Origin of the sequence: Paenibacillus aceris (assembly GCF_017874035.1) — a bacterium.
Classification (GTDB): domain Bacteria; phylum Bacillota; class Bacilli; order Paenibacillales; family NBRC-103111; genus Paenibacillus_E; species Paenibacillus_E aceris.
Genome location: NZ_JAGGKV010000005.1, coordinates 194,654 through 217,867 on the forward strand (window position 1 = coordinate 194,654; position 23,214 = coordinate 217,867).

The 23,214-nt window shown below is 43.0% G+C and carries 18 protein-coding genes; 17 read left to right on the forward strand and 1 reads right to left on the reverse strand.

Annotation, left to right across the window (positions count from 1 at the left end; genetic code table 11):
* Positions 1-142: 142 nt before the first annotated feature.
* The 8 genes from J2Z65_RS11775 (at position 143) to J2Z65_RS11810 (ending at position 10,091) form a co-directional block, all read left to right on the forward strand.
* Positions 143-997 carry an AraC family transcriptional regulator gene (locus J2Z65_RS11775; RefSeq protein ID WP_167066246.1) on the forward strand — a complete coding sequence of 285 codons (855 nt, stop codon included), beginning with the start codon at positions 143-145 and terminating at the stop codon, positions 995-997.
* A 92-nt stretch (positions 998-1,089) separates the two neighbouring features.
* Positions 1,090-2,871, forward strand: a complete 1,782-nt coding sequence (locus J2Z65_RS11780) for a sensor histidine kinase (RefSeq protein WP_167066242.1) — start codon at positions 1,090-1,092, stop codon at positions 2,869-2,871.
* Positions 2,868-3,917, forward strand: a complete 1,050-nt coding sequence (locus J2Z65_RS11785; RefSeq protein ID WP_167066239.1) for a response regulator transcription factor — start codon at positions 2,868-2,870, stop codon at positions 3,915-3,917. Before J2Z65_RS11780 ends, J2Z65_RS11785 begins: the two co-directional genes overlap by 4 nt.
* A gap of 109 nt (positions 3,918-4,026) precedes the next feature.
* Complete coding sequence (locus J2Z65_RS11790) at positions 4,027-4,980, forward strand: ABC transporter permease (protein ID WP_240159994.1); 954 nt, start codon at positions 4,027-4,029, stop codon at positions 4,978-4,980.
* A gap of 41 nt (positions 4,981-5,021) precedes the next feature.
* Positions 5,022-5,846, forward strand: a complete 825-nt coding sequence (locus J2Z65_RS11795) for a carbohydrate ABC transporter permease (protein WP_240159993.1) — start codon at positions 5,022-5,024, stop codon at positions 5,844-5,846.
* A 29-nt stretch (positions 5,847-5,875) separates the two neighbouring features.
* Positions 5,876-7,432, forward strand: coding sequence for an extracellular solute-binding protein (locus J2Z65_RS11800; RefSeq protein ID WP_167066236.1), 1,557 nt, complete (start codon positions 5,876-5,878; stop codon positions 7,430-7,432).
* Between the two features lie 37 nt (positions 7,433-7,469).
* Complete coding sequence (locus J2Z65_RS11805) at positions 7,470-8,795, forward strand: Gfo/Idh/MocA family protein (protein ID WP_240159992.1); 1,326 nt, start codon at positions 7,470-7,472, stop codon at positions 8,793-8,795.
* 219 nt (positions 8,796-9,014) lie between these two features.
* Positions 9,015-10,091: a Gfo/Idh/MocA family protein gene (locus J2Z65_RS11810; protein WP_167066233.1), complete on the forward strand. Its 1,077-nt coding sequence runs from the start codon at positions 9,015-9,017 to the stop codon at positions 10,089-10,091.
* 240 nt (positions 10,092-10,331) lie between these two features.
* Here J2Z65_RS11810 and J2Z65_RS11815 read toward each other — a convergent pair whose 3' ends face one another.
* Positions 10,332-11,423, reverse strand: coding sequence for a LacI family DNA-binding transcriptional regulator (locus tag J2Z65_RS11815; protein ID WP_167066230.1), 1,092 nt, complete (start codon positions 11,421-11,423; stop codon positions 10,332-10,334).
* A gap of 228 nt (positions 11,424-11,651) precedes the next feature.
* Here J2Z65_RS11815 and J2Z65_RS11820 point away from each other — a divergent pair, with 228 nt between their 5' ends.
* From J2Z65_RS11820 to J2Z65_RS11860, 9 genes are all read left to right on the forward strand, one after another.
* The gene (locus J2Z65_RS11820) at positions 11,652-12,635 is read left to right on the forward strand and encodes an ROK family protein (protein ID WP_167066226.1); all 984 of its coding nucleotides are present in this window, start codon (positions 11,652-11,654) and stop codon (positions 12,633-12,635) included.
* Positions 12,625-13,713 carry an SIS domain-containing protein gene (locus J2Z65_RS11825; RefSeq protein WP_167066220.1) on the forward strand — a complete coding sequence of 363 codons (1,089 nt, stop codon included), beginning with the start codon at positions 12,625-12,627 and terminating at the stop codon, positions 13,711-13,713. The genes J2Z65_RS11820 and J2Z65_RS11825 overlap by 11 nt, the downstream gene beginning before the upstream one ends.
* A gap of 54 nt (positions 13,714-13,767) precedes the next feature.
* Entirely contained in the window at positions 13,768-15,057 is a 1,290-nt protein-coding gene (locus tag J2Z65_RS11830; RefSeq protein ID WP_193581112.1) for an extracellular solute-binding protein, read from the forward strand.
* 60 nt (positions 15,058-15,117) lie between these two features.
* Complete coding sequence (locus tag J2Z65_RS11835; RefSeq protein WP_167066212.1) at positions 15,118-15,990, forward strand: carbohydrate ABC transporter permease; 873 nt, start codon at positions 15,118-15,120, stop codon at positions 15,988-15,990.
* Positions 15,991-16,059: 69 nt separating this feature from the next.
* Entirely contained in the window at positions 16,060-16,926 is an 867-nt protein-coding gene (locus tag J2Z65_RS11840; protein WP_167066209.1) for a carbohydrate ABC transporter permease, read from the forward strand.
* A gap of 238 nt (positions 16,927-17,164) precedes the next feature.
* Entirely contained in the window at positions 17,165-17,692 is a 528-nt protein-coding gene (locus J2Z65_RS11845; RefSeq protein WP_240159991.1) for a cupin domain-containing protein, read from the forward strand.
* 305 nt (positions 17,693-17,997) lie between these two features.
* Entirely contained in the window at positions 17,998-20,364 is a 2,367-nt protein-coding gene (locus J2Z65_RS35860; RefSeq protein WP_167066206.1) for a helix-turn-helix domain-containing protein, read from the forward strand.
* Between the two features lie 213 nt (positions 20,365-20,577).
* Positions 20,578-22,209: a type 2 periplasmic-binding domain-containing protein gene (locus J2Z65_RS11855; RefSeq protein ID WP_167066203.1), complete on the forward strand. Its 1,632-nt coding sequence runs from the start codon at positions 20,578-20,580 to the stop codon at positions 22,207-22,209.
* 84 nt (positions 22,210-22,293) lie between these two features.
* On the forward strand, positions 22,294-23,208 hold the full coding sequence (locus tag J2Z65_RS11860) for an ABC transporter permease (RefSeq protein ID WP_167066200.1): 915 nt from the start codon (positions 22,294-22,296) through the stop codon (positions 23,206-23,208).
* Positions 23,209-23,214: the final 6 nt, after the last annotated feature.

Here is a 23,214-nt window from a genome sequence, read left to right on the forward strand (position 1 = left end):
GTTGTTGAAGCGTTCAACGGCAACTGTATGAAAAGGATGAGTCCGCTTTTAATTGTACCTATTGCAGCATAAGATTGTTTATCTATTCCAGGGTAGTTTTTGTCTATTGGTTATATACATGCTTGGTTGGAGTGAAGAATTCATGGAGAAATTCGGCGTTAACATCTTATGGACATCTAGATACGACTACGACAGAGGCAGGGAACTGCACATGCACATGCACGATTATTATCAAATGATATATTTTTTGAATGGTGCAGGGATATTTACTTGTGATGGCTCAACGTACACGATTAAGCCTGGATCACTATTCTTCATACACCCGATGCAGAGTCATGGGTTCGTTCCTCATGCATATGACACCAGGCGGATGAAGACGCTTGATTTGAAGTTCCACATACATGACAGTCAGCTCATTCAGAAGGTAAAGATGGTGCCGGTGCATCAAGCGGATTCGACATCAGAGTTGAAGCAATGGCTTGAGCGAATTCGCCGGGAAGGTACGATGAAAGCATTATTTTACGGAGAGTCAGCTTGCTTATGCTTGGTACAAATGTTGTATATGCTATGCCGAAAAGCGAGCAAGACGGATGTGAGCCAACTCGAGTTCCACGCAAGCGAAGGGATTCAGACAACATATGAGCCTACGGAAGCCGCCAAACGTGTAGAGCATTATTTAAAGGAATATTACTATTCCGAGGCGCTTACTTTGGAGAATGTGTCAGAGCGAATTTCTTACAGCAAAAGCTATATCAGCCAAACCATTAAGCACAATTACGGCTGCTCGTTTACTCATTTTCTGCAAAAAATCAGAGTGGAGAAAGCGAAGGAACATATCATGTACTCTGATCAATCACTCAAGCAAATCGCAGAAAAGGTAGGTTTTAAGACGATTCATCATTTCAATCGAGTGTTTAAGGGCGTTGAGGGCATAAGCCCGGGAAAATGGAAGCAGCGCGAGTTGGGCGGTATATGCAAAGATGTATCGTTTGATTAACGAAATTGGGTATATGCTTGGTTGATTTTGGAAGATAGAATGGCAGGAGGTGGTGAAAAATTCGAAAAAAAATCTATGAGAGGTGAGTAACGTTGAGGAAAAAATTGATTGCCTTATTTATTATGTTTCTGTTGCTGCCATCGCTGTTACTCTCGAAGATCTGGTTTGATAAAACATCGGATACGATTGTGGATGTGGCCAGAGTATTTAACGAGCAGCTTGTCAGACAGTTAAATAATCAAATTAGTGATTATTTTCAAGATTTGGAGCGCTCTACGATGCCTTTAATTGCTCACCCGTTGGTTAAAGAATTTATGCTTCTTCAACCGGATCAGGCTTATAAGCAGTTTATATTAACTCGAGATATCCAAAATGAGTTGCTCCAACAAATTGTATTTGGTCGTCCTGAAGTTTATTCACTAACTATCTATTCTGCTAATGGTCTGCAAATCTCCAATCATGTCGCGCTGCCAAGTCAAGATGATTATGAAAGCTACCTAAGAAATACAGAGTTAGGAAATTACAATGTAATGGGTATTCGATGGATAAATAATACCCCGTTACTTACCATTACGAGGAAGTTCACTGATACCACATTGTATCAGACAAGTGGAGTTTTAGTTTTTAATATAAGGCTTAATGAGATATGGAATAAAGTGAATAAAATTCAAACTGGCATGAAGGGGAAGTTGTGGATCATCGATTCCAACAATCTTGTTATTTATGACTCAGGTCATTATGACAAATTGGGCTCAAATATGCCGGATTGGTTTATCGATGGTATTCATTCGTTGAAACCGGATGAAACATTTTTGCATGAAGAAAAAGGGGTAACGAATATCGTCAATTACAATACTTCCGAATCTACTCGCTGGACGATCGTATCTGAATTCCCTATACATGAGTTTAGTAAAGGGTTAATTGTTCTAAGGGACTATTCTATTTGGATTTTGCTAATTATTACTTTTGTTGCCTGTATCATTATTGGCGGATATGCTTTCTATCTCACAAATTCACTAAGTATCTTAGAAAGGCTTATGCGTAAAGCGCAAGACGGAGATCTGCTTATCTTAGCCCCGCACCGCCGGGAAAAAGAAATAGGCAGTTTGTTCGTAGGATTTAACAAGATGATGGGGGAACTCCGACGTCTTATCGTAGAGGTGCATGCAGGACAGTTGCGAGAAAAAGATTTATTGCTGCGGCAAAAAGAGTCCATGTTACGAGCTCTTCAGTCCCAGATCAATCCGCACTTTTTATACAATACGCTAGAGATTATTAATTCCCATGCTATTCTCCAAGGCGTAATGCCAGTTAGTAGAATGGCTACCGCATTGGCCGATATGTTTCGGTATTGCATGAAAGATTCTATGCAAGTAGTAAACTTGACCGAGGAATTACAACATATCCATACGTATCTCGAAATTCAAAAGGAAAGATTTCCTGAATTAACGTGTGAATTTCATTTTGACATGACCGTTGCTTCATCGATTTCAATTTGCCGCCTTTCTATACAGCCCTTAATCGAAAACTGTTTTATTCATGCTTACGAGAATCAAATGCTTCCACCTAGTTTTATTGGGATTACGGGAGACATTCAGAAAGGGAAATATGTCATTAGGATTATGGATCAGGGTAGAGGGATGCCGGATGATGTGCTAGTGAGATTTAGCTCTGCATTCAAAAATCAATATAACGATCATGAAAATATGAATGAAGGATTAAATGGTCATATCGGCTTGATTAACGTTCATTCCAGGTTACGATTGACGTTTGGTTATCCATTTGGTTTACACATCGCTAAATCTAATCATACCGGGACAATCGTGGAAGTAGTTATACCACTTGAACAAGGGAGAAAGGATGAATCCGCATGATCCGTACAGTCATTATTGAGGACGAAGCCTTAATTCGAAAGAGCCTGTTTAAACTTGTATCCGAATCTTCTCTTGGCTTTGACATTATAGGCGAGGGGGGTAATGGCGTTGAAGGTTTAGAGCTAGCTAAAAGTGCGCATCCCGACTTAATTATTACAGATATAAAAATGCCGCAGATGAATGGATTAGACTTAATTAAAAACGTTAAATCACTAGGAATTCACTGTGAGTTTATCATATTGTCAGGTTACGGTGATTTTAGTTTTGCTCAAGAAGCGATACATTATGGTGTCAGCGATTATTTGCTTAAACCCATACGGCCAGAACAACTTATGCAAACTTTACATAAAGTCAAATTGGAAGTTGAGAAGTATCAGATTGATTTGAATGCGTATAGCGAGTGGTTGCTTTATTGTACGGAGGAAGCAAAGCATATCGCTCACTTGATATGGAATGTGAATGAAACCGAGGCTATGAACGCGATCGATTATTTTAATAAGAAATGGGCAGATAGTCGCGGAGTGAATTCGCAATATAAAGTGCGGAGTATTGAACTTTTGAGCAGAATCTATTCATGTCTGTACAATGACTTAGGAGCCAAAAGTCTTGATTACGATAATAAACTAACGATTCTTTTTGAAAAAAATAGGGAGGAAGTACAAGTTTTAAATAAGCATTTTATTAGTACTTGGCTTCAAACTGTTCGTGAAACCCGAAATTATGGTGCGCATCTGAGCATCAAACAAGTTATCGCATTTATCGAAAATAATTATAAGAATAATGAACTTTCCCTGCAGATGGTCGCTGACCATGTTAAATTATCCGTCCCTTATCTCAGTCAGGTATTTAAACAGAGCGCAGGCATCTCCTTTTCTCAATATTTAATTCAAACACGCATGGAGAAGGCGAAACAATTATTATCCGATCCTGATTGCAAGACTTGTGAAATCCCAGAACAGATTGGATATACGGATTACCCCCATTTTACGAAAAGCTTTAAAAAGCTCTTTGGTATTTCACCTCGAGAGTTTCGCACAAAAAAATAAAGCGCATACATTTACCTTATGAAAACACAACTAGCATAAGGAATACCATGTACGAACCCTCTGATTTCTTCTAGTATGGAGTTATCAAATATGACATCAGGAGGTTCCCATGAATACGAATGCGCCCCCAATCCATTTGATTAACACGGAAGCAAGAAAAAAAAGAACCAGGCTTTATTATTCGAAATACTGGCAATTATATTGCATGATAATGCCTGGGATTATGTTTTTCTTTCTCTTTAAGTATGTCCCGATTCTGGGAAGCGTTATTGCCTTTCAGGATTATAATGTTTACAAAGGTATCATGGGAAGCCCGTTTGTCGGATTAAAGCACTTCGAAACGCTATTTACGTATCCAGAATTTTTGAAAATACTCAAAAACACCGTATTCATTAGTATTTATCAGCTTGTGTTTGGTTTTCCTGCTCCAATTATTTTAGCTTTGCTTCTAAATGAAGTTAGGAAAATGTGGTTTAAACGCTCTGTGCAAACCATCGTTTATCTCCCGCATTTTTTATCTTGGGTTATTGTAGGTGGCTTAGTCATCAATGTGTTATCGCCAAATTACGGAATTATCAATGAGATCTTAGAATTTTTGGGGATAGAGCGAAAATTCTTTATGCAACAACCTGAATTTTTTCGATCTATTGTAGTTGCCTCAGGTATTTGGAAGGAAGTGGGCTGGAATACAATTATTTATCTTGCCGCCCTAGCTAGTATCAACATGGAGATGTATGAGGCTGCCGACGTTGATGGTGCTGGAAGATTCCGAAAGATGATTAGTATTACATTGCCATCCTTATTACCAACCATTATGATTTTGTTCCTGCTGAGAATTGGACATCTGTTAGATTTAGGATTTGAACAAATTTATATGCTGATCAACCCACTCGTTGCAGAGAAAGGGCAAATTATAGACACGTATATTTATAGCGTTGGTTTACTAGGAGGACAATATAGTTATACAACGGCAATCGGAATTTTTAAATCCGTTGTTGGCTTGATGCTTATCTTTAGTTTTAACCAAATAAGTAAAAGGCTGACCGGAGAAACATTATATTAAACAGAGGTGAAGAAATGAAAAAGAGGCCGGCGATATTCCCAATGATTAATGCCATCATACTGACAGGTATCAGCCTGTTAATGCTAGTTCCTTATCTCAACATATTAGCAGGCTCCTTCAGCGGCGGGCAGGCAATTCTGCAAGGTAAGGTCTCCGTATTTCCTGTAAACTTTACACTTGATCATTATTTGGCTGTGTTAAATAATAAGGCGATTTGGAAATCTTTTGGGGTCACCATATGGGTAACGGCAGCCGGCACATTTCTAAGCCTTTTTTTTACTTCGCTTATGGGATACGGATTATCAAAATCCCATTTAAAAGGTCGAAGTTTCATGATGATTATGATTATTGTGACAATGATTTTTCCAGCTCCACTGATTCCGACCTACCTTGTTGTGAAGTCATTCGGTTTATTGGATTCATTAAGCGCCCTCATTATTCCCGGCCTAATTAGCGCGTTTAATCTGGTCATCATGATAACCTTTTTTAAAGGCATTCCAGAAGGCCTTACAGATGCGGCAACCATTGATGGATGTGATGAATTTAATACCTTTGGAAGAATCATTCTGCCGCTTTCTCTCCCTTCTTTAACGACGATTGGTCTGTTCTATGCAGTTGGGTATTGGAATGGGTATATGAGTGCGATTATGTATTTGAGAGATCCCGGACTTTTCACTTTACAAGTTAAATTACGTCAACTTCTTGTAGAGAACGATTCTGGCAGTATGGGCTCCGGCATGCTGATGTCCATTGAAGGAATAAGAATGGCAACAATTATTGTTGCTACTGTGCCAATTTTATTCATTTATCCTTTGATCCAGAAACATTTTATCCAAGGTGCAATGATTGGTTCTGTCAAAGGTTAAAAATAAAGTGACTAAGGGAGTGGGACCGAATGAAAGCAAGCAAAAAAGTAGTTGGAACACTTTTGGTTACTACAATGATTTCCGCTTGTAGTAATCAGTCAGATGAAGGCAAAAGTTCGCCGGATGGACATGGAATTCCCTCAATAAACATTACTATGAACTCTAGATCACTTCCATATGTTGAAGCGTCTCCTAATATTAATGAGGATATCTATGTTAAAAGGCTGGAGGAACTATCCAAAACAAATGTCAATATCGAAATCATTCCCGCAACAGATTTTGATCAAAAACTTAATTTGCTGCTTGCTGCTAATGAAAAACTGCCAGATCTCCTTGAAATTTCAGCCATTAATACCAAGGTGTCCACACCTGCTATAAATAACGGAGCTTTTACGGAGCTGAATGATCTGATAGATAAATTCGGTCCTAATCTTAAAAGCAATATCCCTAAAGAAGCATGGGATTCCCCGACAATAAGTAAGGACGGAAAAATATATGCGATACCAGCCATGTCGGGCACGACTCGTAATCAGGTTGTCTTTATGCGGAAAGATTGGCTTGATAAACTTGGATTACAGGTACCCAAAACAATAGATGAATACATAAATGTATTGACCGCATTTCGCGATAAGGACCCGAATGGCAACGGTAAAAAAGATGAAATTCCATTCTCTGGGCGCAAAAATTTAAGAGTTGCTGAAGCCTTTTTTGGAGCCTATGATGTCAATCCTGGCGAAGGAATATCTGCGGGCACTTGGAAGTATAAGGATAACAAGCTGGTTCCTAAATACATTTTGCCGGAAATGAAAGATGCGTTGAAAATTTATCAATATTTGTACAAAGAAAAGCTCCTTGACAATGAAGTGTTTGTTCAAGAAGGCAAAGATTGGGATGCGAAGATTAAGGGCGCTGCACGTGTAGGTATGTGGATACATGATCCGGGCTATCCAGACAAGTGGTTGGCTGAAGTAAAGAAAGGAGAGCCCACCGCTGAAATCATAAACATCCCTTCACCAATTGGTCCAGACGGAAAAGGCGGAGCAGAAATCACTTCACCGATCAGGTCAGCTTATGCGATCCCTGCCAGCAGTAAGAAAGCTGAGGATGTTATTAAATTTTTGAATTGGTTCTACTCGAAAGAGGCGAATACATTCCTGACTTATGGCATTGAGGGGGATGACTATACCGTAAATAACGGTAAGATCGAGTATAACTATCAGACAAGCGCGGATGGAATTAACAAGGAAAATATGCACTTGATGTTCCTGCAAATTACCGGCGAACCTTATATTACGAACGAAGAATTTATGAAAGGACGCCCACACGGAGATTTAATCACGAATGCTTCGAAAGTTGCAAACAGTGAAGGTCGGGTGAATGATGGACTTGATATGCCTGTTCCAGCCATTATGTTGTCTCAACCTGAGCTCGCCAAAAACGGATTGTTTATGGAAACGGCAGCGAAAATCATTGTTGGCCAGGAAAGTATCGACTACTTTGATAAATTCGTTGCAGACTGGAAAGCGCGTGGAGGTAATAAAGCAATTGATGAAGCAACCCAATGGTATCAAAAAAATAAGAAATAAACGATATCATCTTATTTATTCATAGGGGGAAATGAGAATGAGCAACCAATTATCAATGGATATTGGATATAAGCATAAGAACGATCATGAGAGTCCTGTTACTGCCATTATCGTCGGAGCCGGCCACCGCAGCTTAATTTACGCATCTTTTGCAGAGTTTCATCCTGAACGATTCAAAATTGTCGGAGTTGTAGAGCCGGATAGCGAGCGCAGAAATTTAACCAAGGAACGTTTCGGATTATCCGAGGAAAACTGTTTTGCTGATATTGCAGAGCTTGTCGGTAAGCCCAAGATCGCGGATGCCGTAATTAACGGTACCATGGATCATTTGCATGTATCTTCTTCAATCTCGTTGTTAAGGGCTGGTTATGACATCATGCTGGAGAAGCCGATCGGCGTCAGTGCGGATGAAGTTTTGGAGTTGTATCAAGAAGCTGAGCGCCTTGGCAGGAAAGTCATGATTTGTCACGTGCTGCGCTATGCACCATTCTACGAATCGATTCGTCAAACCATAGCTGATGGCTTAATCGGTGATATTGTCAGTTTGACGACAACCGAGAACGTTACTTATCACCATATGGCCATGGCTTATGTCAGAGGAAAATGGGGGCGTGTGGATAAAGGTGGTTCCTCCATGCTCATGGCCAAAAGCTGCCATGACTTGGACGTATTGGCCTGGATGAAGGGAGATATCCAGCCTGTGAAGGTAAGTAGCTTCGGAAGTCTGCTGCAATTCCGGCCTGAGAAAGCGCCTTTAGGGTCGGGCACGCGGTGTCTTGTCGATTGTTCCATTGAGGAAGATTGCCCTTATTCTGCAAGGAAACATTACATTGAGCAGCGATTGTGGAAGGCTTATGTAACCTATAATACCCATTTAGGTGTTACAATGAGCGATGAGGAATTGGCGGAATCTCTGCGAAAAGACAGCCCGTACGGTCGTTGCGTCTGGCGCTGCGATAACGACGTGGTCGATCATCAGACGGTAATCGTAGAGTTCGCAGATGGCAGTACGGGAACGCATGTCATGACCGGTGGCACTTCCAAGCCAGGTCGTTCCATCCATATTGTGGGGACTAAAGGCGAAATTCAGGGAGAGATGGAAGCAGGTGCTTATGTCATCCGGCATCCCGATGCCCGCAAAAACCATATCTATTCCGAGCAGCAGATCAATGTTGGGGTGTCGGAGGAAATGCATGGCGGAGGAGACTTGCTTCTTGTCGCCGACTTCGTAAAAGTATTGAAGGGAGCAGTGCCATCGATCTCCTCCACATCTCTGGAAAAGTCGCTGCACGGGCACTTAATCGGATTCGCAGCAGATCAGTCGCGACTGGAACAAAGAACTGTTGAGATTAAGCGAGTGTAAACTGCAGGCAAAGTCCAGCTCATACTAAACTAAACGCAGAACGAGAGCTTAAAGAACAAAGTGCATTGCCGCAGGGCAATGCACTTTGTTCTTACGAGTAAGTGTATTTTAAATTACAAAACTCCATATTTAAATCATTTTAGTCCATTTATTACTAAAATTAAGAAAGATATAATAAGGCTTACTTAGACTATGAATGAAAAGCGAGGGAAAAAAGTTATGTCTTTGATAGAATTCGGCATTGTAGGCAGAGGGTGGAGAGCCGATTTTTATTTGCGGATTGCGAAATTGCTGCCTCACCGTTTTGCCGTCCGTGCGATGCTAGTCCGCGACGAGGAACGAGGCAGGGAGATCGAGAAGGAATGGGAGGTGAAAACCTACCGGGATATAGAGTCTTTCGTTTCAAGCGGGCCTCTCATGTTCGCGGTTCTTTCCGTTTCTAGGGATGCCTTGCCAGTCTGTACACTGGAGCTGGCAGAAAGAAACATTCCGATATTGACAGAGACACCTCCGGCTAATGACATCCCGGGTATGATTGCCTTGTACGAGTCGTTGCGCAAGCTTAAGGGGCGCGTACAGGTAGCTGAACAATATTTGTATCAGCCGATGCATGCTGCACGTATTGCTTTTGTGAGATCAGGTAAACTGGGGGACATTTCTCAAGTGCAAGTATCGGCTGCTCATGGTTACCATGGCATCAGCCTGATTAGAAAGATGCTTGGCATTAGTTTCGAAAACGCCATCATCAGGGGACAGAGATTTACCTCAAAGATCGTGAAAGGCCCGGGGCGTTATGGACCTCCCGAAAGTGAAGTAATTGACGATTCGGTGCAGGATATCGCTACTCTTCAATTCGGAAACCAACTGGCTCTGTTTGATTTTACAGGTGATCAGTATTTCTCATGGATTCGCCAACATCGTGTCCTCGTTCGAGGAAGCCGTGGAGAAGTAACGGACGAAACGTTCCGGTATTTGAAGGATTATAAGACACCTGTCTATGGCAATTTTCGAAGAGTCGATACCGGTCATAATGGTAACTTGGAAGGGTATTATCACCGAGGAATTACAGCAAATGAAGATTGGGTGTATGAAAACCTATTCGTTCCCGGGCGTTTATCCGACGATGAGATCGCCATTGCTACAAGTTTAACTAAGATGGCGGACTATTTGCTGGGGGGGCCGTCATGCTATGATTTGGCAGAGGCGATGCAGGATAATTATTTATCGATCATGATGCAGACGGCTATCGAGTCGGGAGAGGAACTGACGACGACGACTCAGCCTTGGGCGCTGTGAGGTATAGCTCGAACTGCTGAAATTGTGTCCCCATGGGACTCAAGGAAAGCAGGAAAAGTTTTTAAAAGGATATCTGATTGGCGGCTTTGTACTTATTGTAATTATATTGTAAATTTTTACTATTTTTTCAAACTTCAGATTTCTTAATAGGAAAAGAGGATGCCGAATGGCGTCCTCTTCCTTTGTATTCATAATTGATATTAGTATACTGTTGGTCTTTAACCTTTAGAGGGGGCTTTCTTAATGGGATTTGAACATGGCACCGCACGATTCGCGGACCACGAGCTCGGGAGAGTGATTGATGGTAATCGTCTCGTCGGAGCCATTAATCGCACTGATCAGCTGCAGTACGGCCATTCGCCCCAAATACTCGTTATGCTGATCCATCGAAGTCAGACGCGGAATGCTGTATTCGCTCAGCGGAAATTGATCACAGCTCGCGATGGCGATCTGCTCGGGGCAGTGCAGCCCGCGATCCTTCATGGCGCGAACCGCGCCGAGCGCAACCATGTCGTTATGGGCGATGACTGCCGACGGCAGCCTGTCCGAGTTGGTATTGAGCAACTGGATCATCGCGGCGTAGCCGTCCGGCGCGTAGTAGTCCGAGGTCACGATGTAAGGGTCGTAGACGGTTTGTCCGAGCGATTTCATCGCCTGCGAGAACGCCTCGATCCGTGAAGAGGTGACGCGAATGCCGGGTTCTCCTCCGATGAAGCCAATTTTGTCGTGTCCGAGCGCCATGAAGTGATTCACGATGGACGTTACGCCCTGCTTGAGATTCCGCTCGACGAACAAGCACTCGCATCCTTCTATTCTACTGCCGACGATAACGACTGGTACGTGACGGTGAAGCTGGTTAAGGGCGAGAATGAACGAATCCGGGATATCTTCTTTATCAATTTGGCCGCCTAGAATCAGTACGCCATCCACTTGCTTCTCGAGAATGATTTTGAAGTAATCCTCTTCAGATAAGTGCGTGTCGAAGCGCTTTGAGTCGCGAGAGAACATCGTGTTAAACATGAGCGTGGCGTACATGTGTTTCAAGGCGAAACTCTCAATCTGAAGAAATAACGAGGCGAAATAAGGATTCGTAATATCAGGTAGAATAACACCGATGTTTTTTGTCGTTTGATTGATCATACCCCTGGCGAATACACTTGGCGTGTAGTTGTACTCGTCAATAACCTGTTGGATACGCTCTCGCTTCTTCTGGGAAACGGAGGGGCTATTGTTCAGCACACGCGATACGGTGGTTACGGACACGCCGCTTTTTTGGGCGATCTCTGTAATTGTAATCTTGCTCTTCAATGTGACACATCCTTTTGCAAACATAGGCACTAGTTAGATTTTAGCGCAAGTTATCAAGTGACGCAACAGAAATTTGGTAACGATACCAAAATATTTTTATTTATTGGAATAGCAATGAGGATGAGGGGAGGTCCTTTATTTTTCAGTAAAATATAGATTGACAGTATTGTTGTCACCTGATAATCTTGCATTTGTAAGCGGTTCACATATTCAAATTTGGTAACGTTACCAAATATGCGGGGGATGTATTCGATGGAAAAACAGTTTTTAGGATCGGTCATTGCGGTCGATCTGGGAGGTACCAGCATTCTGTTAGGAGAGGTCACGGTAGAGGGAGAGGTCATTCGAACGAAATCCTATCCAAGCGATACGACGAGCCAAGCAATCGCACTGCAGCATATTATCGATGCGATAGCTGACTTTAAGAAGACCTCTACATCCCGGTCGGAGCCGCTGGCGATCGGCATTGGGGTTGTCGGCCGGGTCGATGGGACGAGAGGCGTCTGGCTAGAGATTGAGCCGGGAAAATCCGAAGAGACCGACGTTAAGTCGATCATCGAGTCAACGTTCGGAGTCCGTTGCGGCATCGACAACGACGTTGCATGTGCAACGAAGGCGGAGCAGCGGTTTGGATGGGGAGAACAGTCCGACAATTTCATCTACTTGAATATCGGCACCGGAATCGCGGCAGGATTCATTGTGGATGGGCATTACGTGAACGGCGCGAGCTTAAATTCGGGCGAAGTCGGCCATGTGGTTGTCGATCTGCATAGCGATGTGGTTTGCGGCTGCGGGCGCAAAGGATGCGTCGAACGGATCGCTTCGGGCCTCGGTTTTCATGAGAGAGTACTGGCACTGAGGAGCCAATACCCGAATTCGGCTCTTGTCATTCGCGACGGCGAACGCGTCGCAACGCAAACCATTTTCGCTGGGGCGGAAAGCGGAGACGAGCTCTGCGTGCGCGTTTGCGAAGATGCGGCCAGCGCCACGGCAGCGCTCGTCATGAATCTCGTGCGCGTCAGCGATCCCGATACGATCGTTCTAGGAGGCGGCGTCACGAAGAGTGATTATTTTGTCGGCGGAGTTAATTCGTATTTGAATCCAAAAACGATGCGTTTCGTTGCCAGGTCTCTTGTGAAGACGAAGCTGCCGGAGCCAGGTCTCGTCGGTGCGGCATTGGCAGGTATGCAAGCGATCGGCATAATCGGGGAGGGGGCTACGATTTATGGATGTTAAGCCTACAATGATGACATACGTTCTGGAGCAGTCGGAGATGGTCCAATCGATCCTCGAGCGCTTTCCGGGCAACGTGGATGAATTCGTGGACATCGCGCTCGGTACGTCCGAATGGCTCGTATTCGCGACTGGCTCGAGTTATAACGCTGCTTTAAGCGCTAAATATTACGTCGAGAATCGGGCGGACGTCCGGATGGAAATCAAAGAACCGTTTCATTTTACGCATTATGACCGTATCTCCCCGCATGTTGATCTTGCCATCGGCATCTCGCAGAGCGGCCAGAGCACGTCGACGATCGGTGCCTTGGCCCGCGTACGACAGGAATCCGATATCAGGACAATTGCGATGGCAAGCGATACGACCAGCGCGATCTCCGAGATGGCGGACGTGACCACGGATATTGGCAGCGGCAAAGAACGAGTCGGGTACGTGACGAAGGGATTCACTGCGACGGTGCTCACCTTCATGCTCGCCGGACTCCGTCTTGCGCAGCGCAAGGGGATTGCTTCACACGACCAAGTAAGCAGGGAGCTGAAGGCATTTCGGAAGTATGGAGCGGCTCTGCCTTACATCATATCGGCTACAGAAAATTTCTACGAGCGCTTTAAGGAGGAGTTCGTGGGTGCTCCCCGGTTCACGGCGATCGGCAATGGACCAGCCGTTGGCACAACGAAGGAGATCGAGACGAAATTCTCGGAAACGGTCAGACTGCCGACACAAGGGATCGAACTGGAAGCATTCATGCATGGCCCGTATCTGGAAGTCAATCCGGAGCACCGCATCTTTTTCTTGGAGACGGATAGTCCGGTCAAACATCGGCTTGAGTCGTTGAGAGCGTATGAATCCCGCGTCACGCCGTATACGTACATCTTTAAGCTGGGCAATTCAAACGATGAACGAACACTAGCGCTGCCAGTCTCATTGGACGAATACCAAGCGCCCCTTGCGCTCATTGTACCTTTCCAGATCCTCGCGCATCACATTGCAGGCGGGCGGGGCATCGACTTGACCCGTCGGATCTACACCGACTTTGGGGTTGCGATGCAGAGCAAGACACAGCCTGGCGATTACGCTTAACTGTGAAAGTTAATAAAAAAAGGTGGAAGTTAATCCAAAGGGGGAATCTGTAAGATGAAAAAGTTTTGGGTCCTGGTATTAGCATTACTCCTAGTGCTTTCTGTAACTGCATGCTCAAGCAGCAACACCAACAACGAGTCTGGGAATGCCGGGCCGTCTTCGGCAACGGCGAAGAAAGTCAACCTGAAGCTCTGGACCATTTGGCCTTCAGGAGATTTCAAACCCATACGGGATGAGCTAGTAGAAAAATGGAACAAAGACCACCCTGAAATTCAAGTGGAAGTAGAGTCCGCCGAGAACGACGCTTATAAAACGAAAGTACAAACGGCAGCGGCGGCTGATGGACTACCGGATATTTTCTTTAGTTATGGCGCGGGCTTCTCGAAGCCATTTGTTGATGGCGGAAAGGTTCTCACCCTGGACGAATACCTGAATGACGGAACAAAGGACAAGCTTTCAGCCGGTTCGTTGGACAATTTAACATATAACGGTAAAGTTTACGGCTTACCGTATACAATGTGGCTCGGAACTTTGTTCGTCAATCAAGAGCTGTTCGACAAGAACAATATAAAAGTACCGACAACATATACCGAGCTCCTCGAGGCTGTAAAAGCGTTCCGTGCCAAAGGAATCGATCCGATGGCGGTAGGCGGCAAGGATCTCTGGACAAGCGAGTTTTATCAAAACGTATTCGCACTGCGTGAAGGCGGAACAAAGCTGAATCTCGATGCATTGAGAGGCAAAGCATCATTTGAAGATGCGGCATTTACCAAAGCGGCAGAGAAGCTTCAGGAATTAGCGAAAGCGGATGCCTTTATGAAAGGCTATATGGGTTTATCAAGGGATGAGTCGGAAGCGGTGTTTCTGGCAGGTAAAATACCGATGTACTACAATGGCAGCTGGTTTGCAAAATCATTGGACGCTGCTCCGGCTGTTAAAGCCAAAGTTAAGGTTATGAAATTTCCTGTCATTGAAGGAGCCGCGGGGAACGAAAATGAATGGATTGGCGGCGTGCTCGACACGTTCATGGTAAGCTCAAAAACCAAGTATCCGGAACAAGCCGTTCAATTCTTGAAGTATTTGACTGAAAATCTCTCAAGCGAAGGTTACAAAGCGGGGGCTGGATTGCCTACTTGGAAAACGAAGGTCGACGAGTCCCGAATCGACCCGGTTTTAAAAGATGTTCTAGCGGCTTTCAATAAATCTACCGGTGTTGTACCCTTGTATGATTTGTACCTGGGAGGCAAACAAGGGGAGACGCATATGAACCTTGTGGCGAAGCTTTTGGCAAACAAAATAACTCCTCAAGAATTTGGGGTTCAAATGCAGGCGTTAGAGAGATAACCATATCCGTGAGGAGGGGAGTATATCGCTCTCCTCCTTTCCCTCAAGGAGGATCTTATCATGGATCGCGTTTTAAGCAACAAGAAAGCGATACTGTTTTTTACACTGCCGGCATTTTTGTGGTACGCAGTCATTGTGCTGCTACCTGTTTTTATCTCCTTTTACTATAGCCTGTTGGATTGGGACGGCGTAGGAAAGGGTGTATTCGTCGGTCTCGAGAATTACGTAACCATGTTTCGTGATGATGATATTTTCAGGCAGTCGTTATGGAATTCCATTATACTTGCTATCCTCTCTGTGTTTGTACGGCTTCCGATCTCGCTAGTCTTAGCGCTCATTCTAGCTGGTTACGTGAAAGGTAACCGCTTCTACCGTACCGTATATTTTATTCCTGTAGTCATGTCCACGGTGGTAATCGGGCAACTCTGGATGAAAATTTATCATCCTTCTTTTGGCCTTCTGAATGGGGTTTTGGGAAGTCTCGGATTGGAATCCTGGAAGGGCGAATGGCTAGGCAGCGAGAAAACCGCTTTGATTGCCACCTTCGTGCCTATCGTTTGGCAATATATCGGCTATCATATGCTTCTTCTGTTTGCATCGGCAAAGTCCATACCGGAGGATATTTATGAAGCTGCGCGGATAGACGGAGCAACAGGGGTGAAATCCTCCCTCTATATTACCATTCCACTAATTAAACCGATGTTGAAATTATCGACGATCTTTGCCGTTATTGGATCATTAAAAACGTTTGATTTCATTTATGTGTTGACGAACGGCGGCCCTATGCATGCTACTGAAGTACCAAGTACCTGGATGTTCAGCAATATTTTTAAACAGTATCAATACGGGTACGGAAGCTCACTTGCGATCATCATCATTCTAGAGTGTTTATTATTTACGGTTATGATTCAAAAAATGTTTAAAACGGACTAGGGAGTCTTTTCGTGGGATGTTTCGTCGAAAAGACTCTAGACCATTACTTTCGTTTCGGAGGCCTAAAACATGACTGTGCAACAGGCAACGATTGCTTCACGACGAAAAAGCGGAATCAGGATCAGCACCTTGATCATGCAGTTTTTTCTCATCTTATTTGCAATTATTCAACTATTTCCTTTGGTGTGGCTCTTTCTTTTTTCTTTCAAAGATAACACAGATATATTCAGTGGAAACGTAATCGGTTTTCCGAAGGTATGGCATTGGGAAAATTATAGTTCCTTGTTTACAGGAGGCAAACTAAGTCTATATTTTGTCAATAGTTTGATTGTCACATTTGGTACGATGGTATTTACCGCCATCTTGGCGACTATGGCCGCCTATTCATTGTCAAGGTTGAAATGGAAACTCAGTAAAGTGACACTGACGGTTTTTATGATTGGGCTTATGATTCCTATTCATGCAGCCTTGCTTCCTATATTTCTTATTCTGAAAAATACGGGTCTTCTGGACACCCGACTAGCGTTGATCCTTCCTTATACCGGGTTCGGATTGTCTCTCGCGATAATTGTCATCGTTAATTTTTTCGTTACGCTCCCCAGAGAGCTTGAAGAGTCGGCCTTTATTGACGGCAGCGGAATCTATCGGACATTTGCTTTGATCATGATGCCGCTGGTGGCGCCGGCTATCGCAACCGTTTCCATATTTACGTACTTGTCCTCATGGAACGAGTTAATGTTTGCTATTACATTTATCAGCAGTGACGACCTGAAGACTTTGACGGTTGGAATCATGTCGCTGTCAGGGCAGCATTCAACTTCTTGGGGACCAATCGGAGCAGGACTGTTCGTGACAACCTTGCCTACGATCGTTCTGTATTTACTTATGAGTTCCCAGGTAGAGCGCAGCTTAACGACAGGTGCAGTTAAAGGCTAAGCAGAATTATTTTAGACCTGCAAATTGAGGGACTGTTGACAGAATGGGTTGAGGACATTATTCTCACCCCATTTTTGTATATTTATAGAGTCCTGGCTTTATTTAAAATGACAGTTCATCACTTACCCATCATTTATTTGTATCTTCCTTTTACTCGGTACATAATATTTGTATGGAAAGCGAGGTCACCCCCATGTGATACCTGTAAGAATTTATCAAACATCAGGATGACTTGCCTATGCATTTGTTTGTAAATAGCGTTGCGCATGTTCCTTACCACTGGCATAAAGAAGTAGAGAACATTTATGTCCTGCAAGGAGCCGTAACCATCCTGGTGGATCAGCAACAGTATGATCTTAAACAAGACGATATTATTGTAGTAAATAGCATGTCTGTACATAAGTTAGAACGCACCCTGCAAGACAATGTGCTTCTCTCGCTGCAATTCAGCCCTATATTATTGGAGGGAGAAACGTTTATTGCATGTAATTCTTCCGGGAAAACGATGGAAGATCAGGGATGTTATAACCAAATCCGCCGATATTTAGCCCAGTTTGTTTGGGAATCAACCAAAACTGCGACAGGTTTTCGCAGCTTTTCGTTAGGCCTGTTGCATCTTTTTCAGCGAAAAGATCGGCATGCCGTTTCAAAAATATTTGACGCTAAAGTGTTTCAAATGTTCGGTCAGAACTGGTTAATCGATCGTTCGCCGGACCGACTGATTGAGGAAATGATCCAAAATTTTGTGTTGATGCGAAGTAAATAGGATTTAGTCCAAAGCCTGTATGTATAGTAACAACAATAAGACTATGTAACAAAAATACGGTGCTTAACATTAACTTGAGCTGTTAATGTTAAGCACCTTTTCTGAGTGTCGAATCTTTTGTTTAACCCATATGTTCCTTAACCGATGGATTCAGTATCAATCGTTATTGAATTACTAAGGGGATCATTTATATTCCTATTTTTGACCAACGAATATCTTTTCAAACCAAGAACAGTTGGTGTACCATGAATATACATCCTCTCTTTTTTGGGATAAACTCGCATAAGCATCTGGAGGAGTACATCGTGTTAAACAGCATTTGGAGGAAAAGACGAAGCGTTATCATAACCTGGCTTTTTTCGTACGTGGCCGTTTTGCTTCTGCCGATTGTAATCGGTGTTTTTGTTAATCGCGAATCAAACGCAGCTTTGGAAGAAGAAATTCACAGGGCTAATGATGCATTGCTAAAACAAGTTCGTGAAGTCATTGACAATGAATTAGAAAGTGTTTTAAGGCTGAATACAGAGATTACCTGGAATACCAAACTTCAAGAACTCATGTTTACGAACATACGGGGGCAGGATAGCTACCAGTATTCCTTGTACGAGATCGCGATGGATTTTAAAATGTATAAAACCTTTTATCCACAAATTACTGACTTCTATGTCTATTACACACCGGATGATATTGGTCTAATGCCAGGGTTTGTTCGTAGCGGTAAGGATGTGTATGAGGAAGTCCACAATAATCCTGATTTCAGCTATGATGACTGGCAGACCCTGATGACTTCGAGTAAAAAGCCGAGTTTTGTTCCACTTGTATACAGAGGGTTAAACGGCAGCATCCATCAGTCTATTGCCCATATAAGTTACTTAACATCGGACGTAAATACGAAACCTGAGGGCGCAGTGGTGATTCTAATTGACGGCTCGAAGCTATTAAGTGCACTCCAAAACGTTCAATTGTTCAGTGGAGGCGAAGTATTGGTTTTGAATAAAGAGAATCAGATTCTTTTATCCACTTTGGAAACGAATCAGCATCCGGTATTAACGAATCGGGTTCTTTCCGGAGATTCTGGCTTTTTCCAAGAAAATTACAAGGGACAAGACTCGGAGTTTTATTATATTGCATCCAAAAAATCGGATCTTAAAATTGTGACCATTATGCCGAGCGCCTTAGTATGGCAAAAAGCAATCAATGTGAGATGGATTACTTACATTAGCATCATCCTGAGTATTCTCGGGGGGAGTTTGTTGACCTTCTTCTTTTTGAAAAAAAACTATAACCCGATTAAACAATTAATCCATACCTTCAAAAGTGAATCCGCTGAACAATTAAATGACGGAAGTAACGAATTTCAATTTATTCAGCATATGATCTCCAATACCGTAAATGAAAAGGAGCAAGCAAAAATTCGTCTCCAGCAGCAAAATCATTTGCTGCGCTCTAATTTTATGAACAGGTTGTTAAAAGGCCGGTTAGACAACCAAATCCCGATCGAGGATGCGCTGCCTGCTTTCGAGATGCACTTTGATAGTGAACAATATGCCGTTCTTTTATTTTATGTAGAAGCAAATGATCAGTTTTTTTCGAGCATTAATGGAAAGAGTGATAACGAAAAGGCCAAACTGCTTCAGTTTATCGTTTCAAATGTTGTTGAGGATATCATGAACGCGAGGCATATTGGTTATATGACGGAGATCGATGACATGCTCGCCTGCATCATCAATTTCCGTGACACGGGGCAGGCAGGCAGCTTGGCCGAACTGCGTCAGATGACCGAAGAAGCGCAGCAATTTTTGAAAACTAAATTTCAAATCGAACTTACGGTTTCGATCAGCAATATTCACACATCCATTGTCGATCTTTCGATTGCCTACAAAGAGTCCGTTGACGCGATGGAATATAAGCTTATTATGGGCAGAAAAGAAATTATTTCTTTTCATGAAATTCAGAATGAGGCGCTTAATGAAATCCCTCAAGGCTATTATTACCCGCTGCAGGTGGAACAGCAGCTCATCAACTTTTTGAAAATTGGCGAATATGACAGGGCAAAGGAAACGTTGGATAACATCGTGGACAGGAATTTGAAGATCAATCAGATTTCGTTACCCTTGGCTCGCTGTCTGATGTTTGATTTGGTGAGTACGATGGTGAAGGCGCTTCACGAAATTGGCGATACACAGGAAGAATCGTCTGGAGGAAGCTTGAAAGAAATCGAGAAGCTGACAGCATGCGAAACCATGCAGGATATGCATGAACAGCTCACAGAGATGCTGAAAGAAGTATGCAGCAACAACTTGGCCAAAAGAAAATCAACTTTGGTTCAAATCAGACATCAAGATTTGCAGACATTAACACAAAACATCGTACGTTTTATTCAAGAAAATTATCAGGACGCGGATATGAATATCTCGATGATCGGTCTGCGGTTTGATATGAAATCGACCTATTTATCCAAATTATTCAGAGAGCAAACTGGAGAAGGGCTTCTTGATTACATGAATAAAGTTCGTATTGTGAAAGCTAAGGAATTGATTGAAAGTCAGAACATCACCATGAATGAGATATCAAGTCTTGTCGGATTCAGCGATGTCAACGCATTGATCCGAATATTCAAAAAGTATGAGGGAGTTACGCCCGGTAAATATAAAGAAATGTATTTAAAATAACCGAAAAAGGCTGCTGCAAAGCGGTCTTTTTTCTGTTTTGGCCGGGTAAATAAAAAATTTAATATGCGATTGTACAAATTTCAGATCGATTTTATGTTTTTTTTGATGCCTTTGGAGGATTTTAAGATATTCAAATCGGGTTTACAAAAGCATAATAAAGATGCGAAAGGAAAGTTGCCCGAAATCGTACACATTATAGGGAGGTAAACACAGATGAAGAAGAAAGTGAAACTTATATCAAGCGCTTTATCCATTATCATGCTGAGTTCAGTCGCATTGGCATGCAGCAACAAAACGGATAAACAACCAGCTCCATCGCCCGTTGCAAATGAAGAAACCGCAGTAACATATCCGCTGAAAACAGACAAAACTCTCTCGTTTTGGACAGCTGATGCTAACAACATCCTGCAGATCAAGCCTAGTATAAAAGATATTCCATTTTATCAGGAATGGCAAAAAAAGACAGGTGTTGCGATCAATTTCATAAACCCTGTTATGGGGCAAGAAAAGGAACAGTTAAACGTCACGCTGGCTTCCGGCGATCTGCCTGACATGATCGAATACAATTGGAAGACGAGCTTCCCCGGCGGTCCTGAAAAAGCGATCAAAGACGGAGCGATCTTAAAGCTCAATGATGTCATTGACAAATATGCGCCTAACTTGAAGAAATATTTAAAGGAGCATCCCGAGATCGACAAAATGGTAAAAACAGACGACGGAACTTACTATGCTTTTCCATTCGTTCGCAGCGATGAATCTCTGATGGTTTTCCAAGGGCCTATGCTGAGACAAGACTATTTAACTGAACTGGGTCTTCAAGTGCCGACCACGATGGATGAGTGGTATACGGTACTGAAAGCGTTCAAAGAGAAAAAAGGGATGGAGGCTCCTCTGACATTCCGCAGCAAACCAAGAGCTCTGGACGATATCTATAATGGAGCTTTCATAGGCGCCTACGGGATCAACCGCACATTCTATCTGGATAACGGCCAAGTGAAGTTCGGACCGGCACAGCCTGCTTACAAGGATTTTCTTGTTACGATGCGTAAATGGTATGCCGAAGGACTGCTCGATAAGAATATTGCTACCGCAGACCAAAAAAACCAGGATGCAAATATGACATCCGGCAAATCCGGTGCCACCATCTCCCAAGCTGGAAGCGGAATTGGCAAATGGATTGGTGCAGGTGCGGCAAATGCTCCGAAATATGACCTTGTTGCTGCTCCTTATCCGGTTCTGAACAAGGGAGATAAACCGAAATTCGGTCAAAAGAGCTTTGCATTCGGCTCGGAGCCAAGCGGAATGATTGCCATTACGGGATCAAGCAAAAATGTAGAGCTTGCGGCTAAATTCCTTGACTACGGCTATAGCGAGGAAGGACATAACTTCTTTAACTTTGGTACCGAGGGAGTCAGCTACAAAATGGAGAACGGGAATCCGAAATATACGGATTTGATTATGAACAACCCTGAGAAACTCTCCATTGCACAATCGATGATGCTCTATATCAAAGCAAGTATGAGCGGTCCATTCGTTCAGGATAAACGTTATCTCGATCAGTACTATACGATGAAACAGCAAAAAGACGCCATTGTTACTTGGCAAAATACAGATGCTTTGAAGTATGTGCTTCCTCCAATTACGACTACACCGCAAGAAAGCACGGAATTGGCTAAAATTATGAACGAAGTAAATGCGTTAGTGGATGAAACTACGCTTAAAATTATTCTTGGAGCTTCACCTATCGACGAATTCGACAAGTACCAAGCAAAGCTGAAAACGTTGAACATTGACAGAGCGGTTGAGATTCAAAAAGCTGCTTTGGATAGATACAACAAACGATGATTGGTTATTAATGAGAAGGGGGAAGGGTAGTCCTTCCCTTTCTATACAACAAACAGATCCTACAATTTGAAAGAAGGAAACCTTATGACTACTAAGAAAGATCTATTCGTGAAGGATTTTCTTCTGAATAAATCCTTATATCTTATGATGCTTCCAGTCCTTATTTACTATGCTATCTTTCATTATGCGCCCATGTATGGAGCCATAATTGCTTTTAAGGACTACTCTCCAGTGAAAGGAATTATGGAGAGCGATTGGGTTGGCTTGCAGAACTTCAAGGATTTTATGAACAGTTTTTATTTTTGGCGTATTCTCAAGAATACACTTGTCCTTAGTCTATATTCCATTCTATTTGAGTTCCCAGCTCCGATCTTGTTAGCCCTATTCATGAATGAGTTGAAGAACAAATTTTTCGGCAGGTTTGTACAGTCCGTTTCTTACATGCCTCATTTTATTTCAATGGTTGTCATTTGCGGAATCTTAACGGACTTCACGAATAGTGGTGGCTTTATTAACTCTTTCATTGCTCATTTTGGCGGTGACGGGCAGGCATTACTGCAAAAGCCAGAGTATTTCCGTCCTATTTATGTTATCTCTGAAATTTGGCAAAAAATTGGATGGGAATCCATTATCTATATGGCCGCTTTAATGGGGATCGATCAAGAGCAATACGAAGCCTCCAGGATTGACGGGGCCGGCCGGTTGAAGCAGATGCTATACATTACATTACCAGGGATTGCTCCTACAATCGCCATTATGTTCATTATGAGGATGGGCAATTTGCTTAATGTCGGTTTTGAGAAAATTATTTTGCTTTATAATCCGGTTACTTACAGCACGGCCGATGTGATTTCATCTTTTGTCTATCGCAAAGGTTTATTGGAATTTAACTGGGGGTTCAGCGCTTCTGTAGGACTATTCAACTCAGTGATTAATTTGATTTTATTAGTAGCAGCTAACCAGATCAGCCGTAAAATTAGTAAAAATGGATTGTGGTAAGGAGGA

Bases quoted from the DNA above. Each gene is read 5' to 3' on its own strand.
- J2Z65_RS11775 (WP_167066246.1), top strand. From the start codon at position 143: ATGGAGAAATTCGGCGTTAACATCTTATGGACATCTAGATACGACTAC.
- J2Z65_RS11785 (WP_167066239.1), top strand. From the start codon at position 2,868: ATGATCCGTACAGTCATTATTGAGGACGAAGCCTTAATTCGAAAGAGC.
- J2Z65_RS11790 (WP_240159994.1), top strand. From the start codon at position 4,027: ATGAATACGAATGCGCCCCCAATCCATTTGATTAACACGGAAGCAAGA.
- J2Z65_RS11795 (WP_240159993.1), top strand. From the start codon at position 5,022: ATGATTAATGCCATCATACTGACAGGTATCAGCCTGTTAATGCTAGTT.
- J2Z65_RS11800 (WP_167066236.1), top strand. From the start codon at position 5,876: ATGAAAGCAAGCAAAAAAGTAGTTGGAACACTTTTGGTTACTACAATG.
- J2Z65_RS11805 (WP_240159992.1), top strand. From the start codon at position 7,470: ATGAGCAACCAATTATCAATGGATATTGGATATAAGCATAAGAACGAT.
- J2Z65_RS11810 (WP_167066233.1), top strand. From the start codon at position 9,015: ATGTCTTTGATAGAATTCGGCATTGTAGGCAGAGGGTGGAGAGCCGAT.
- J2Z65_RS11815 (WP_167066230.1), bottom strand. From the start codon at position 11,423: ATGTTTGCAAAAGGATGTGTCACATTGAAGAGCAAGATTACAATTACA.
- J2Z65_RS11820 (WP_167066226.1), top strand. From the start codon at position 11,652: ATGGAAAAACAGTTTTTAGGATCGGTCATTGCGGTCGATCTGGGAGGT.
- J2Z65_RS11825 (WP_167066220.1), top strand. From the start codon at position 12,625: ATGGATGTTAAGCCTACAATGATGACATACGTTCTGGAGCAGTCGGAG.
- J2Z65_RS11830 (WP_193581112.1), top strand. From the start codon at position 13,768: ATGAAAAAGTTTTGGGTCCTGGTATTAGCATTACTCCTAGTGCTTTCT.
- J2Z65_RS11835 (WP_167066212.1), top strand. From the start codon at position 15,118: ATGGATCGCGTTTTAAGCAACAAGAAAGCGATACTGTTTTTTACACTG.
- J2Z65_RS11840 (WP_167066209.1), top strand. From the start codon at position 16,060: ATGACTGTGCAACAGGCAACGATTGCTTCACGACGAAAAAGCGGAATC.
- J2Z65_RS11845 (WP_240159991.1), top strand. From the start codon at position 17,165: ATGCATTTGTTTGTAAATAGCGTTGCGCATGTTCCTTACCACTGGCAT.
- J2Z65_RS11855 (WP_167066203.1), top strand. From the start codon at position 20,578: ATGAAGAAGAAAGTGAAACTTATATCAAGCGCTTTATCCATTATCATG.
- J2Z65_RS11860 (WP_167066200.1), top strand. From the start codon at position 22,294: ATGACTACTAAGAAAGATCTATTCGTGAAGGATTTTCTTCTGAATAAA.